The sequence below is a fragment of the Curtobacterium sp. PhB172 genome, from assembly GCF_003752545.1.
GTDB lineage: Bacteria > Actinomycetota > Actinomycetes > Actinomycetales > Microbacteriaceae > Curtobacterium.
On record NZ_RKIF01000005.1, the window covers coordinates 648,022 to 660,028 of the forward strand.

Here is a 12,007-nt window from a genome sequence, read left to right on the forward strand (position 1 = left end):
CAGCAGTGAGCACGATCGAATCGCACCCGGCAGGCGACAGTGGCCTGCGGGAACGCAAGAAGCAGCAGACCCGGCACGCGATCCACCAGGCCGCGCTGGCCCTGGTCTCCGACCGGGGTCTGGCCGGCGTCACGGTCGAGGAGATCTGCGCCGACGCCGGCGTCTCACCCCGCACCTTCTTCAACTACTTCCCGTCGAAGGGTGACGCGGCACTCGGGCTCCCCGAGAGCTCGGTGCCCGAGGCGGCACGGCAGGCGTTCCTGACCGCGGAGGGCTCGCTCGTGTCGGACCTCTGCGACCTCGTCGCCCGCACGGTGACACTGCCAGCGGACCGCCGACGCATGAAGGAACTCGTGCAGGCGCGACCGGAGATGGTGCCCGCGATGCTGCAGTGGATGGCGCGTGCCCGGCTCGCCGTGTTCACGGTCGCCGCCGAGCGCACCGACGTGGACTCCGCACGGACCGCGGTGACGCTCGTCATGGCGGCGCTCATCGAGTCGGCACACCGCTTCGCCGACGGCTCGCGCGACGAGCTGGCGGACCGCCTCCGCGGCGTGGTGGCCGAGATGGGCCGACTCGCCTCCGCCTGAGGCGCGACCACCGACGGGAGGCGCGGCGCGGGTCGGACCCGCACCGCGCCTCCCGTCCGTGGTCCGGTCGCCCCCCGCCGAAGCGACAGATGCGCGTGCACCGCTGTCGACGGTTCCGCGAAAGCGACAGATCTCCGCGAACAGTTGGCGGGGATCTGTCGCTTTCGCGGATCGGCCACGCAAGCGCAAGCCGCGCAGCCATCCGACGACTCGGCCCCGTTCGAGACCAGAACGTGACGAAGAGTTCTCTTGACGCGCGAGACATCCGATGTTTTGATGGCCTCGTTCGGTCGACGGAGACCGGACGGCAGGAGACACGAATGAGCCGCATCACCGGTCTGCACGTGCGCGACATCCGCTTCCCGACCTCTCGGGAGCACGACGGATCCGACGCCATGAACCCCGCGCCCGACTACTCCGCCGCGTACGTCGAGATCACGACCGACGCCCTGGACGGACACGTCGGCACGGGCTTCGTGTTCACGATCGGCCGCGGCAACGAGGTGCAGGAAGCCGCGATCGCCGCCCTGCGCGGGCACGTGGTCGGCGTCGACGCCGAAGCGGTCCTCGCCGACATGGGCGGCACCTGGCGCGCGATGGTCCACGACTCGCAGCTGCGCTGGCTCGGCCCGGAGAAAGGCGTCATGCACATGGCGATCGGCGCCGTGGTGAACGCGCTCTGGGACCTCCGAGCCAAGCGCGCGGGACAGCCGCTGTGGGCGCTGCTGGCGGACCTGAGCCCCGAGGAACTCGTCGAACTGGTGGACTTCCGGTACCTCACCGACGCGATCACCCCGGACGAGGCGCTCGAGCTGTTCCGGGCTGCCGAACCGCACCGCGCGACCCGTCGGGCCCGGCTCGAAGCGCAGGGCTACCCGGCGTACACGACGACCCCGGGCTGGCTCGGCTACGACGACGAGAAGCTCGCCCGACTCTGCCGCGAGGCCGTCGACGAGGGCTTCGAGCAGATCAAGCTCAAGGTCGGCGGCGACCTCGACGAGGACGTCCGCCGGATGGGCATCGCCCGCGCCACGGTCGGCCCGGACATCCGGATCGCGGTCGACGCCAACCAGCGGTGGGACGTCGACGAGGCCGTCACCTGGATCGAGCGGCTCCGCCCGTTCGACCTCGCCTGGGTCGAGGAACCCACGAGCCCCGACGACGTCCTCGGGCACGCCGAGATCGCCCGGCGCATCGCCCCGATCCCGGTCGCGACCGGCGAGCACATGGCCAACCGGGTGATCGCGAAGCAGCTCATCCAGGCCAGGTCGATGAGCGTGCTGCAGATCGATGCCACCCGGGTCGCGGGGGTCAACGAGAACCTCGCGATCCTGCTGCTCGCCGCGAAGCACGGCGTCCGGGTGTGCCCGCACGCCGGCGGGGTCGGCCTGTGCGAGGCGGTGCAGCACCTGTCGATGTTCGACGCCGTCGCGCTGACCGGCGACCTCGACACCCGCTGCATCGAGTTCGTCGACCACCTGCACGAGCACTTCGTGACCCCGGTGGACGTCCACGACGGCCGCTACTGGCCGCCGACCGCTCCGGGAGCCGGTACCGAGATGCTCGCCGACTCCCTCGACGCCTACGCGTTCCCGGACGGCCCGGCCTGGGCCGTCGTCGACGCGGAGACGGTCCCCGACGCGGTCCGCGTCGCCTGATCCAGCAAGCCAGCAATCCACCCCACACACCCCATCACCACGACGAAGTGGAGACTCCGATGCAACGACGACGCATCATCACCGGGCTCGCGGCAGCAGCTGCCGCGGCCCTCGTGCTCACCGGCTGTTCCTCCGGCAGCAGTGCCGGTGGAAGCCAGTCGAAGGACGCCCTGACCTGGTCCATGTGGATCGCCGGGAAGGAGGACAAGGCCGCCTGGCAGAAGGTCGCCGACACCGTGAAGAGCGAGGACGACATCACCCTGACGATCCAGGGCGCGCCGTTCGAGAACTACTTCACGAAGCTCAGCACGCAGTTGAGTGCCGGCGGCGCCCAGTGCGTCGTGAGCATGCAGTCGCTCCGCACCGCGAACTACACGTCGTCGCTGCTGCCGCTCGACGACCTCGCGAAGCAGGACGGCACCGACCTGTCCGCGTTCGACAGCACCGCGCTCGACGGCATGAAGGTCGACGGGAAGCTCTACGGCCTGCCCTACGACACCGGGCCCATCATGATGTTCTACAACAAGGACGTCTTCACGAAGGCCGGCGTGGCTGAGCCGAAGCCGGGATGGACCGTCGACGACTTCGAGGCGGCGGGCGCCGCGCTCAAGGCGAAGGGCGTCACCATGTTCGGTTCGACGGTGGGCGACCTCAACCTCGAGTCCCTGGTCTACGGCTACAACGGTGGCCGGGTGATCACGTCCGACGGCGAGCTCGACGCGTCCAACGCGAAGTTCGCGGACGGCCTCGACTGGCTCTCGACACTGGTGAAGAAGGGCTACGCGACGCAGGCGTCGTCGGACTCGTCGACGCCGGGCAACGACTTCGCCGCCGGCAAGGTCGCGATGTACACCGACGGTCCGTGGTCGCTCATCAGCCAGAAGGCCAAGGTGAAGTTCGACCTCGGGGTCACGACGCTCCCCGCGGGGACGTCCGGTCCGTCGACCTTCGCCGCCGGCTCCGGCTTCGGTGTCTCGAAGCAGTGCAAGTACCCGGAGCAGGCGTTCAAGGCCGTCCAGACGATGACCAGCGAGAAGGTCCTGACCTCGCTCGCCGAAGCGGGACGAGCCTTCCCCGGCCGCACCGCGGCCCAGTCGGCGTGGTACTCCAGCGCCGGCATCGACGGCGCCGAGGCCGCGCTCAAGGCAGGACTCGCGAAGTCCTCGCCGCTGCTCGGGAACAAGCAGAGCGACCAGCTGTCCCAGCTGTTCACGCAGTACGCGCTGCAGGCGGTGAACGGGCAGACCTCCGGCAAGGAGTCGATGTCCTCCATCGCCGGCCAGCTCGGCACGCAGTGACCAGCTGAACCAGTGAGCGGACTGGAGGCCCGTTGCAGCATCGCCACGGGCCTCCCGTCCGATCCATCCCCTGTTCAGGACCGCGCGAACGACGAGGAGGTCGTCGCATGACCACCATCCAGGACCCACCGGCCGAAGCGGCCGTCCCCGCGGTCGCGACCGCGGTCGCGGTCGGAGCCGCCACCCCGCGGCGGAAGGACGGCGAGGACACGAGCGCACTCGGGCGCCGCTCCTGGTGGGGTGCCGCGTTCGCGGCACCGCACTCGATCGGACTCGTCGTCTTCACGGCGTTCCCGATCATCGCCTCACTCGTCGTCAGCTTCATGAACTGGCCCATGCTCGGCGAGCGCAGCTGGGCCGGCATCGAGAACTACACCCGACTCTTCGCCGACCCGGTCTTCCGCACCGTCGCCCTCAACACGGCGCTGTTCGTGGTCCTCTACGTGCCGCTCAACCTGGTCGTGTCGCTCGGGCTCGCCGCCTGGCTGACACCGCGGATCGCCGGCAGGCACGTCTTCCGCGTCCTGTTCTTCATCCCGACCATCACGCCGATCGTCGCGAACGTCGTGGTCTGGCGGATGCTGTACCAGCCCGGGGGAGCGATCGACGCGTCACTGCAGTCCACCGTGGGCGTGCACGCGCCGAACTTCCTCGCCGACGAGCACTGGGCGATGCTCGCCATCGTCGCGATGAGCGTCTGGCAGGGCTTCGGCTACAACATGCTGATCTTCTCGGCGGCGCTCGACGCCGTGCCGGAGAACCAGATCGAGGCGTCGCAGCTCGACGGCGCGAACGCCTGGCAGACCTTCTGGGCCATCAAGTTCCCGCTCATCTCGCCGTCGGTGTTCTTCGCGACGATGATGACGCTGATCACCTCGTTCCAGGTGTTCGTGCAGCCGTTCGTCCTCACCAAGGGCGGGCCGGGCACCGCGACGGAGACCCTCGTGCAGTACATCTACAACACCGGCTTCCAGAACCAGCAGCTCGGTCTGGCCTCGGCCGGTGCCTGGGTGCTGTTCGTCATCATCCTCGGGATCACGGCCGTCCAGTTCCTCGGGCAGAAGCGGTGGGTGCACTATGAGTGAAGCGGTCCGCGGGCACGTCGCTGCCACCACGTCGAACCGGACGGTCAACCCGCGTGCCGTCGCCAGGACGAAGTCCGCGCCACGACCGGGGCGGGTCCGGCACGCGATCGGGTACGCCCTGCTCTGCCTCGTCACGCTCCTGTTCGTCTCGCCGCTCATCTACATGGTCGCGACGAGCCTCAAGCCCGCCGACCAGGTGTTCACCACCCCGCCGACGCTCTGGGGTCGCTCGCTCGAGTGGGACAACTACGTGCAGGCGTTCACCTACCTGCCGTTCGCCCGCTTCATCCTCAACGGCGTGTTCGTCGCGGCGGTCGGGACGGCGATCAACGTCGCCGTGGCCGTGCTCTCCGGGTACGCGTTCTCACGGTTGCGCTGGCGCGGCCGGAACACGGTGTTCCTGCTGTTCCTCGTCACGCTGATGATCCCGCAGGACGTCCTCGTCATCCCGATGTACGTGATGATGCAGGGCTTCGGCTGGGTCGACACGTTCCAGGCACTCATCATCCCGTGGGCGTTCACGGCCCTCGGCGCGTTCCTGGTCCGGCAGTTCTTCCTGACCGTGCCGCAGGAACTCGACGACGCCGCCCGGGTCGACGGGGCTGGCGCGATCCGGACCTTCTTCTCGGTGATGATGCCGCTCGCCCGACCGACCATGGCCGTCCTCGCGGTGTTCTCGTTCATCTCGTACTGGAACTCGTTCCTCTGGCCGCTCGTCATCGTCAACGACGTCGAGGCCCGGGGCACCATCCCGCTCGGCCTGCAGCAGTTCTTCGGCCAGCAGGGCTCCGAGTGGAACCTCGTGATGGCGGCATCGGTGATCTCGATGCTGCCCACCGTGATCCTGCTCGTCCTGCTGCAGAAGCACCTCGTCAAGGGCATCGTCACCAGCGGCCTCGGCGGCCGGTGACACCCCTCCCCCCTCTGAAAGGAACACTGGCCTCATGACCATCACCGCACCTGCAGAGCCGCAGACCGCGACCGACGCGAGCGGCCTGCCCGCCTGGTTCACCCACGACCGGTTCGGCATGTTCATCCACTGGGGGCTGTACGCCCTGCCGGCACGGCACGAGTGGGTGAAGAACCGCGAACGGATCACCGACGCCGACTACCAGAAGTACTTCGACCACTTCGACCCCGACCTGTTCGACGCCGCCGACTGGGCCCGCCGTGCTCGCGAAGCCGGCATGAAGTACGTCGTGCTCACCACGAAGCACCACGAGGGCTTCTGCCTCTGGGACAGCAAGCTCACCGACTACAAGTCCACGAACACCCCGTTCGGCCGCGACATCGTGCGCGAGTTCGTCGACGCCGTCCGGGCCGAGGGACTGCGGGTCGGCTTCTACCACTCGCTCATCGACTGGCACCACCCGGACTTCACCGTCGACGGCGTGCACCCGAGGCGCGACGACTCGCCCGAGGAGATCGAGGCGTTCAACCAGGGCCGCGACATGTCGCGCTACCGGGAGTACCTGCACGGGCAGGTCGAGGAGCTGCTCACCGACTACGGGCAGGTCGACTACCTGTTCTACGACTTCTCGTACCGGGACAACGACCACGAGGACATCTGGGGCGGCAAGGGTCGCGACGACTGGGGATCCTCGGAGCTGCTCGAACTGACCAGGCGGCTCCAGCCCGGCATCATCGTCAACGACCGGCTCGACCTGCCGGGCGACATCGTCACCCCGGAGCAGTACCAGCCGGACAAGCCGATGGAGGTCGACGGCGCCCAGGTGCCGTGGGAGGCCTGCCAGACGCTCAACGGATCGTGGGGCTACGACCGCGACAACGTGAACCTCAAGCCCGTCGACCTGCTCGTCCGCATGCTCGTCGACGGCGTCTCGAACAACGGGAACATGCTGCTCAACATCGGCCCCACCGGCCGTGGCGAGTTCGACGGGGTCTCCCGCCAGACCCTCGACGGGATCGGGACGTGGATGCACCAGCACGCCCGGTCCGTCTACGGCGCCGGACCGTCGTCGTTCGTCGCGCCGCGCAACACCGTCTACACGCAGAACGGCAACCGCCTGTACCTGCACCTGTTCGCGTGGCCGTTCGAGCACGTGCACCTGCCCGACCTGGCCGGCCGAGTCGCCTACGCCCAGCTGCTCAACGACGCGTCGGAGCTGCACTTCCGCGAGATCCCGCCGGGGACCCGCGCGCAGAACACCGGGCTCGGCGGGCAGCCGGCGGGGACGCTGACGCTCACGCTGCCGATCGTGCGACCCGACGTCGCCGTGCCGGTGGTCGAACTGTTCCTGCGCGACTGATGCAGCGCATCCTGTCGAGGACCCGACTGCGGGCGGGGAACGAGGCCGCGTACGAGCGCGTGCACGCCGCCGTCCCGCCCGCGCTCGTCGACCGACTCCGGGCAGCCGGGGTGTCGAACTGGAGCATCTGGCGCGACGGCCAGGACCTGGTCCACCTCATCGAGGTGTCCGACTACCGGGCGATGCGACGCTCACTGGCGGACGACCCGGTCAACGCCGAGTGGCAGGAGACCATCAACCCGCTGCTCGAAGCCGACGACGACTACTCGGGGAACGACGACGGGATCCCGCTCGTCTGGACCCTGGAAGGACAGGGATGACCGACCTCGACCGCGGTCCGTTCTGGTTCGGCGGTGCCGGCATCGGCAACCTGCTACGCCCGGTGTCCGACGACGACGCCCGTGCCACGGTCGACGCGGCGTGGGATGCCGGCGTGCGCGGGTTCGACACCGCGCCGCACTACGGCCTCGGGCTGTCGGAGCGGCGGCTCGGGGTGGCGCTCGCCGACCGTCCCCGCGACTCGTTCCTGGTGTCGACGAAGGTCGGGCGCGTGCTCGTCCCCGGGCGTGGCGACGGGGACGACCTGGCCTCCGGCGGGTTCGCGGTGCCGAACGACACCGTGCGGCAGTGGGACCCCTCACCGTCGGGTGTTCGGAGGTCGTTGGACGAGTCGCTCGGGCGGCTCGGACTCGACCACGTCGACGTCGCGTACCTGCACGACCCCGACGTGTACTCGCTCGAGGACGGCCTGACGCAGGCGTTGCCGACGCTCGCCGAGCTGCGGGACGAGGGCGTGGTCCGTGCCGTCGGCGTCGGGTCGAACTCGGTCGAGGCCCTCGACGCAGCGGTGTCCACCGGGCTGTGCGACGTGGTCATGCTCGCGGGGCGGTACACGCTCCTGGAGCAGCCGGCGGCGGAGCTCGTCGCCCGGTGCGCCTCGCTCGGCGTCGCGGTCGTCGCGGTCGGGGTCTACAACTCGGGACTGCTCGGGCGGGACCGGCCGGACGCCACGGCGACGTACGACTACGCCACGGCACCGGCGGCACTCGTCGCGCGGGCGAACGCGATCGCCGACGTCTGCGAGCGGCACGGGGTCACGCTGCCCGAGGCGGCGCTGGCGTTCCCGCGGCGTGCGGCTGCGGTGGCCGCGATCGCCCTCGGCGCGCAGTCCGCCGAGCAGGTGCGCTCGAACGTCGAGCGGGCGGCGGCCGTGGTGCCGGAGGCTCTGTGGGACGACCTCCGCGCCGCGGGCCTGCTCACCGCCTGAGCCCCGCACAACCAAGATCACCCCGAACCGCACGGATGCGCGGTTCGGGGTGACTTTGGTTGTGCAGCGAGTCGTGCTCGCCGAGACCTGCCTAGCGGGTCTTGGCGCTGCGACCCGAGAAGCGGATGTAGATGATCAGCACGATGATGGCGCCGATGATCGAACCGATGATGCCGGCCGGCTGGAAGAAGCCGTCCATCGGGTCGTGCTGGAAGATCAGGAACCCGAGGAACCCGCCCACGAACGAGCCGATGATGCCCAGCAGGATGGTCATGGGGATCGAGATGTTCTGCTTGCCGGGGACGACGAGCCGGGCGATGGCGCCGGCGATGAGTCCGACGATGATCAAGCTGATGATGAGACCGAGCACGGTTTCCTCCTCGTGGGTGCGGTTGCCGCGGCATGGTTGCCGGAGTCAGGGCCGACGACCGACACAACACCCACCCGGCTGCACGCGTTCTCGGTTTCAGTCGAGGGAACGCCGCAACCAGCGCTCGACGCCCTCGACGTGCGACACCACGAGCGCCTGCACGAGCTGCGGATCCCGGCGTCGGATGGCGTCCACGATGGCAGCGTGCTCGTCGAGGGTGCGCTGCACCGAGCCGTTCTGCGTCAGCCCTCGCCAGACCCGCACCCGCACGGTCTTGCTCGACAGGGCGTCGAGCAGCCCGGACAGGTACTGGTTGCCGCCGATGCCCGCGATCGTCGAGTGGAACAGCAGGTCGTGCGCGACGAGGTCCTCGACACCGGTGTCCTCGCCGACGGACTGCATCAGCGTGGCGAGCTCGTCGATCTGCTGCTCCGAGGCCCGCGCGGTCGCCAGGACGGCGGACGCGGGCTCGAGGATGCGGCGGACCTCGAGCAGGTCGACGAGGGACCGGTCGTGGTGCATGTCGACGACGAACGACACGGCCTCGAGCAGGACGCCCGGTTCCAGCGACGTCACGTAGGTGCCGTCGCCACGACGGACGTCGAGCACGCGGATGAGCTCGAGGGCCTTCACCGCCTCGCGCAGGCTGTTCCGGGACAGGCCGAGCGACTCGCTCAGTTCCTTCTCGGGCGGGAGGCGCTGCCCGGGTTGGAGCTCACCGCTCACGATCATCTGCTGGATGCGTGCGATCGCATCGTCGGTCAGTGACGCCACGTCACCACCTCCTGATCCCGGCCCGCTCGCGGACGCGAGCCGACAGGTCGACGATAGCCGGGCCTCCCGGTCGTCACGGCCGGACCATCAGGCGGGCCGCAGCCGGAGGGCCTGCATCCCGCCGTCGACGGCCAGGTCGACGCCCGTCGTGGACCGGGCGAGCGGGCTCGTCAGGTAGGCGACCGCCTCGGCGACCTCCTCCGCCTGCACGAGCCGACCGTGCGGCTGCCGGGCCTCGAGGGCAGCGCGCTCGGCGGCCGGGTCGCCCGCGGTGGACAGCAACCGCGCGACCCACGGGGTGTCCGCCGTGCCGGGGTTGACGGCGTTGACGCGGATGCCCTCGCGGATGTGGTCGGCGGCCATCGCGCGGGTGAGGGCGGCGATCGCACCCTTGGTCGCCGAGTAGAGCGCCCGCTGGGGCAGCCCGGCGGTGGCGGCGATCGAGCAGGTGTTCACGATGCTCGCGTTGCCCGATGCCCGCAGGTGGGGGAGCGCAGCGCGCGACAGCCGGACGGCGCCGAGGACGTTGACCTCGTACACGCGGCGCCATTCGTCGTCGTCGTTGTCCTCGACCGTGCCCTGTGCGCCGATGCCGGCGTTGTTGACCAGGACGTCGAGGCCGCCGAGCTGCTCGACGGCGGTGGCGACGGCGGCGCGGACCGAGTCGTCGTCGCTGACGTCGCACGTGACCGAGAGGAACCCATCGACGGTCGACGGCTGCAGGTCGAGCACGGCGACCGTGGCGCCGCGATCCTGCAGGGCGGCGGCGATCGCCGCGCCGATGCCGGACGCGCCCCCGGTGACGATGGCCCGGACGCCGTCGTGGCTGCCGGCGCTGCCGGTGCGGCCGGTGCCGGTGCCGCCGGTGCCGCTGCTGCCGGTGCCGCCGGTGCCGCCGGTTGCGTCCGCCATCAGGCTGCTCCGACCGTCTGGCGCTGTGAGCCGAGCCCGTCGGCGGTGAGCTCGACGACGTCGCCGGGCTGCAGGTAGGGCGCGTGTCCGGCCAGCGCGACGCCCGCCGGTGTCCCCGTGCTGATGACGTCGCCGGGGTACAGCACCATGAACTGCGACAGGTACCGGACGATCTCCACAGGACGGAAGATCATGTCGGCGGTGGTGCCGTCCTGCCGGACCTCGCCGTTGACGGTCAGTCGGAGCGCGAGTGCCGCGGGGTCGAGGCCGGCGGCGGCGAGCGACCCGGGTGTCACCAGCCACGGCCCGAGCGGGTTGAAGGTCTCGCAGGACTTCCCCTTGTCCCACTGCCCGCCGCGCTCGAGTTGGAACTCGCGCTCGGACACGTCGTTCGCGATCGCGTAGCCGGCGATGGAGGCCTCGGCGTCCGCGTCGGTCTCGCAGTACCGAGCCGTGCGGCCGATGACGATCGCGAGCTCGATCTCCCAGTCGGTCTTCGTGCTGTTCCGGGGGATCAGGACCTCGTCGTCGGGGCCGATCACCGTCATCGGGTCCTTCATGAACACGATCGGTTCGGTGGGGATGTCGGCGCCGGTCTCGGCGGCGTGGTCGCGGTAGTTCAGGCCGATGCAGACGACCTTGCCCGGGCGTGCGATCGGCGCTCCGCGCCGCATGCCGTCGGCCCGGTCCCGGCCGATGATCGTCAGGTCGCCGGCGCTGCGCGCGTGGTCGACGCGACCGACCGGGTCCGAGGCGAGGAAGGCCCCGCTGATGTCACTGGTGATCGAGCGGAGGTCGAAGACCTCGCCGTCGGTGTCGATGGCCACGGGGATCTCGCTCCCCGCCGGGCCGAGTCGTGCGAACTGCATCGTTCCTCGCTCTCCGGCTGCGCCAGTGCAGCCAGAAACATCCTATGTCTGCGTGGTCCTCGGGACAAGGTAGATGCGCTCCGCGGTACCGCCGAAGACGGCGTCGCGCTCGGTCGTCGACAGGTCGGCGAGTGCGTCCGCCGTCCGCCGCACGACCTCGGCGTACCCGGTCGCCAGGGTCGACACCGGCCAGTCCGAGCCGAACAGCGACCGCTCGGGACCGAACTGCTCCACGACCTCGCGGACGTACCGGTCGACCGGGCGGTCGCGCCAGTCGGGGCCGGCCTCGGTGAACAGGCCGGAGACCTTGCACGTGACGTTCGGGCGTGCAGCGAAGTCGGCCATCCGTCCGAGCCAGGCCGGGTCACCCGTGTCGATCGAAGGTTTGCCGGCGTGGTCCAGCACGAACGATGCGTCGGGGACGGCGTCGACCAGGGCCAGCCCGGCCGAGTGCTCTCGGGCGCGGACGAGCAAGTCGAACACCAGGCCGGCACCGGCGAGGGCTCGCACCCCGCGGGCGACGTCGGGGCGGCCGAGCCAGCCGGGGTCCGGTTCATCCTGTGCCAGGTGCCGGATGCCGACCAGGCGATCACCGCCGGGGAGCGCACGGACGGCGGTAATCCGGTCAGCCACGTCCGGCGCGGTCAGGTCCACCCAACCGACGACGCCGGCGACGGGGGCGGGCTGCTCGAGGAGCCAGACGGTCTCGCCCGGATCGTGCACGGCCTGCACCACGATGGTCCGTGTCACGCCGGTGTCCTGCGTCGCTGCGCGGAGGTCGTCCACGTCGAACCGGCGGCGGATCGGGGCGACGGAGTCGTCCATCCAGGGGTACGGCCGGTCGGCGGGGTCCCAGAGGTGGTGGTGAGCGTCGATGATCACGCCCTCATGATGCCCGATTCATCCGATGTCCG

The 12,007-nt window shown here is 70.1% G+C and carries 13 protein-coding genes; 8 read left to right on the forward strand and 5 right to left on the reverse strand.

Annotation, left to right across the window (positions count from 1 at the left end; all coding sequences use genetic code 11):
- Positions 1-5: 5 nt before the first annotated feature.
- The 8 genes from EDF42_RS04145 (at position 6) to EDF42_RS04180 (ending at position 8,168) form a co-directional block, all read left to right on the forward strand.
- Positions 6-590: a TetR/AcrR family transcriptional regulator gene (locus EDF42_RS04145; RefSeq protein WP_123671525.1), complete on the forward strand. Its 585-nt coding sequence runs from the start codon at positions 6-8 to the stop codon at positions 588-590.
- Positions 591-910: 320 nt separating this feature from the next.
- Positions 911-2,248 (forward strand): enolase C-terminal domain-like protein, encoded by a 1,338-nt coding sequence (locus tag EDF42_RS04150; protein ID WP_123671526.1) that lies wholly within the window; start codon positions 911-913, stop codon positions 2,246-2,248.
- A 59-nt stretch (positions 2,249-2,307) separates the two neighbouring features.
- Positions 2,308-3,546: a sugar ABC transporter substrate-binding protein gene (locus tag EDF42_RS04155; RefSeq protein WP_260213517.1), complete on the forward strand. Its 1,239-nt coding sequence runs from the start codon at positions 2,308-2,310 to the stop codon at positions 3,544-3,546.
- A 107-nt stretch (positions 3,547-3,653) separates the two neighbouring features.
- The gene (locus EDF42_RS04160; protein WP_123671527.1) at positions 3,654-4,631 is read left to right on the forward strand and encodes a carbohydrate ABC transporter permease; all 978 of its coding nucleotides are present in this window, start codon (positions 3,654-3,656) and stop codon (positions 4,629-4,631) included.
- Positions 4,624-5,541: a carbohydrate ABC transporter permease gene (locus EDF42_RS04165; protein WP_111086328.1), complete on the forward strand. Its 918-nt coding sequence runs from the start codon at positions 4,624-4,626 to the stop codon at positions 5,539-5,541. Before EDF42_RS04160 ends, EDF42_RS04165 begins: the two co-directional genes overlap by 8 nt.
- Before the next feature lie 34 nt (positions 5,542-5,575).
- On the forward strand, positions 5,576-6,901 hold the full coding sequence (locus EDF42_RS04170; protein WP_111086327.1) for an alpha-L-fucosidase: 1,326 nt from the start codon (positions 5,576-5,578) through the stop codon (positions 6,899-6,901).
- Positions 6,901-7,221, forward strand: coding sequence for an L-rhamnose mutarotase (locus tag EDF42_RS04175; protein WP_123671528.1), 321 nt, complete (start codon positions 6,901-6,903; stop codon positions 7,219-7,221). Before EDF42_RS04170 ends, EDF42_RS04175 begins: the two co-directional genes overlap by 1 nt.
- Positions 7,218-8,168, forward strand: a complete 951-nt coding sequence (locus tag EDF42_RS04180) for an aldo/keto reductase (RefSeq protein WP_123671529.1) — start codon at positions 7,218-7,220, stop codon at positions 8,166-8,168. The genes EDF42_RS04175 and EDF42_RS04180 overlap by 4 nt, the downstream gene beginning before the upstream one ends.
- A 91-nt stretch (positions 8,169-8,259) precedes the next feature.
- Here EDF42_RS04180 and EDF42_RS04185 read toward each other — a convergent pair whose 3' ends face one another.
- From EDF42_RS04185 to EDF42_RS04205, 5 genes are all read right to left on the reverse strand, one after another.
- Positions 8,260-8,538 carry a GlsB/YeaQ/YmgE family stress response membrane protein gene (locus EDF42_RS04185; RefSeq protein WP_123312075.1) on the reverse strand — a complete coding sequence of 93 codons (279 nt, stop codon included), beginning with the start codon at positions 8,536-8,538 and terminating at the stop codon, positions 8,260-8,262.
- Between the two features lie 96 nt (positions 8,539-8,634).
- Positions 8,635-9,312 carry a FadR/GntR family transcriptional regulator gene (locus EDF42_RS04190; protein ID WP_111086323.1) on the reverse strand — a complete coding sequence of 226 codons (678 nt, stop codon included), beginning with the start codon at positions 9,310-9,312 and terminating at the stop codon, positions 8,635-8,637.
- Positions 9,313-9,399: 87 nt separating this feature from the next.
- Positions 9,400-10,224: an SDR family NAD(P)-dependent oxidoreductase gene (locus EDF42_RS04195; RefSeq protein ID WP_123671530.1), complete on the reverse strand. Its 825-nt coding sequence runs from the start codon at positions 10,222-10,224 to the stop codon at positions 9,400-9,402.
- Entirely contained in the window at positions 10,224-11,093 is an 870-nt protein-coding gene (locus tag EDF42_RS04200) for a fumarylacetoacetate hydrolase family protein (protein WP_123671531.1), read from the reverse strand. Before EDF42_RS04200 ends, EDF42_RS04195 begins: the two co-directional genes overlap by 1 nt.
- Positions 11,094-11,135: 42 nt before the next feature.
- On the reverse strand, positions 11,136-11,975 hold the full coding sequence (locus EDF42_RS04205; RefSeq protein WP_221180495.1) for an amidohydrolase: 840 nt from the start codon (positions 11,973-11,975) through the stop codon (positions 11,136-11,138).
- Positions 11,976-12,007: the final 32 nt, after the last annotated feature.

Excerpts from the sequence above, each read along its gene's own strand:
- EDF42_RS04150 (WP_123671526.1), top strand. The coding sequence starts at position 911 with ATGAGCCGCATCACCGGTCTGCACGTGCGCGACATCCGCTTCCCGACC.
- EDF42_RS04155 (WP_260213517.1), top strand. The coding sequence starts at position 2,308 with ATGCAACGACGACGCATCATCACCGGGCTCGCGGCAGCAGCTGCCGCG.
- EDF42_RS04160 (WP_123671527.1), top strand. The coding sequence starts at position 3,654 with ATGACCACCATCCAGGACCCACCGGCCGAAGCGGCCGTCCCCGCGGTC.
- EDF42_RS04165 (WP_111086328.1), top strand. The coding sequence starts at position 4,624 with ATGAGTGAAGCGGTCCGCGGGCACGTCGCTGCCACCACGTCGAACCGG.
- EDF42_RS04170 (WP_111086327.1), top strand. The coding sequence starts at position 5,576 with ATGACCATCACCGCACCTGCAGAGCCGCAGACCGCGACCGACGCGAGC.
- EDF42_RS04175 (WP_123671528.1), top strand. The coding sequence starts at position 6,901 with ATGCAGCGCATCCTGTCGAGGACCCGACTGCGGGCGGGGAACGAGGCC.
- EDF42_RS04180 (WP_123671529.1), top strand. The coding sequence starts at position 7,218 with ATGACCGACCTCGACCGCGGTCCGTTCTGGTTCGGCGGTGCCGGCATC.
- EDF42_RS04195 (WP_123671530.1), bottom strand. The coding sequence starts at position 10,224 with ATGGCGGACGCAACCGGCGGCACCGGCGGCACCGGCAGCAGCGGCACC.
- EDF42_RS04200 (WP_123671531.1), bottom strand. The coding sequence starts at position 11,093 with ATGCAGTTCGCACGACTCGGCCCGGCGGGGAGCGAGATCCCCGTGGCC.